Annotated in this window: 2 protein-coding genes; both read left to right on the plus strand. The window is 29.8% G+C overall.

The features are described 5' to 3' along the window. Positions 1–140: 140 nt before the first annotated feature. Positions 141–605 (plus strand): hypothetical protein, encoded by a 465-nt coding sequence (locus ACQY6M_RS15155; RefSeq protein ID WP_428744970.1) that lies wholly within the window; start codon positions 141–143, stop codon positions 603–605. Between the two features lie 164 nt (positions 606–769). Then, positions 770–1,384: a hypothetical protein gene (locus ACQY6M_RS15160; RefSeq protein WP_428744971.1), complete on the plus strand. Its 615-nt coding sequence runs from the start codon at positions 770–772 to the stop codon at positions 1,382–1,384. Positions 1,385–1,562 lie beyond the last annotated feature (178 nt).

Here is a 1,562-nt window from a genome sequence, read left to right on the forward strand (position 1 = left end):
GCTACAAAAAATGCAATTAATTTGTACAACGAAATAAGATTACACTTATCTTTAGATTTTAAAACACCGAATATGGTATATAAATTAACAGCGTAAATTCAATTTTAACCTGTAGCCATATTTCAGGATAAGACATTTAAATGAACAATAAACAAATAAATGTTTTAGACTATACAATTCACTTTAGGTCTATATCTAAAGATGGATTAATTGGCGAGCTATTTCATATCGTACGTAATGAGCAAGGAGGAAGTTTGTCAACTCCTGTTGGTCACATTTACGGATTTGTAGAGCCAGCATCTTTATATTCAGAATCGTTTTGGAAAATCATTATTGATATTCGAGAAGAGATTAGATATCAAATAGATTCTCAATTAACTCACGTTTTTGTAAAGAGTGCATACAAGAATAAGCTCAAGTTTACTTTAACAAAATTATTTGAGCCAGAATCCAAAATAATAAGAATAAACCCTCAATTTCCCGAGGCATTTAAAGACAAGCTAATTGATAGTGGATATTGTGAGTCTCCAATTTCTATTCAAAGAAGAATTGGAAAAAGCTCTTATGTCTATTCTAATGTTAAATTCAATTATGACTTTGATTAAAAAAACTACTGCCAACACCGGCTATAATTCATTGCGGCGGAATTTCCTCTCGGAAATTCCTGCGTGTTTGCTAACTTTGGTTTACGGCGGAAAATCCTCGCGGATTTTCACGCAACGAAACCATAGCCAAAACCGTTGCCCATAATTTAAAAAAACAGTACACAATGATAAAATTATTCAAAGAAAGAAAAATTGATTATGCTTTTCAAATAGCAAACAATAGTGTTGTACAGAAAATAAATCACTTTTCTGACTATCAAATAATGGAAGAAGATATTGATGCACTTGCCAAAAAAATATCTGAAGAGAATAAAATCAATCCGATTGAAGTTGATTACGAAAGTAGAGAAGGAAAATTGGTAAATGAAAATGTTAGTGGAATGAAATTTCCTCAAGGTTATGATATAAATCCTAATGAAAGTATGGTTTGTGCAAAAGCTGTTTATACATTTAAGGTTAGTGGAAATTTAGAACTTTTCTCTTTTCAGCCAAAAAATATGACTTTTAATAAAAATGTTGAAGCATCAATCAATAATACTTATTTGAATATCGAGCATCAAACATTTTCACAAAAACCATTAAGAGAAGATAAAATAAGTGAAGTCAAAGAATCTATAAAGGAAACAATTGACTTAATGAAAAAAATTATTCCTGTGATAAATAGTGAAGTTGTTGAATATAATAAAACACTTGAAGGAAAAGCTAAAGAAATCCTTAAGAAAAGAAAAGAACAAATAGAATCGGAACTTAATCAAGATGACGATATTAATGATTTTTAAATATCAAAAAAAGTCGGAATTTATAAAAACTATGGGCAACACCGTATAAAAATAATGCTTAGTTTAGTGCTAATCAAAAGTTAGTGCGTTTTGCTAGCTTCTGATTTTCCTTCGGAAAATCCTCGCTCACAAAACCGCACTATTCTTATACAAACACGTTAGCTTTTATTAAAAACTC

This window comes from Tenacibaculum sp. (genome assembly GCF_050290165.1).
In the GTDB taxonomy this organism is placed as follows: domain Bacteria; phylum Bacteroidota; class Bacteroidia; order Flavobacteriales; family Flavobacteriaceae; genus Polaribacter.

Bases quoted from the DNA above. Each gene is read 5' to 3' on its own strand.
- ACQY6M_RS15160 (WP_428744971.1), top strand. From the start codon at position 770: ATGATAAAATTATTCAAAGAAAGAAAAATTGATTATGCTTTTCAAATA.
- ACQY6M_RS15155 (WP_428744970.1), top strand. From the start codon at position 141: ATGAACAATAAACAAATAAATGTTTTAGACTATACAATTCACTTTAGG.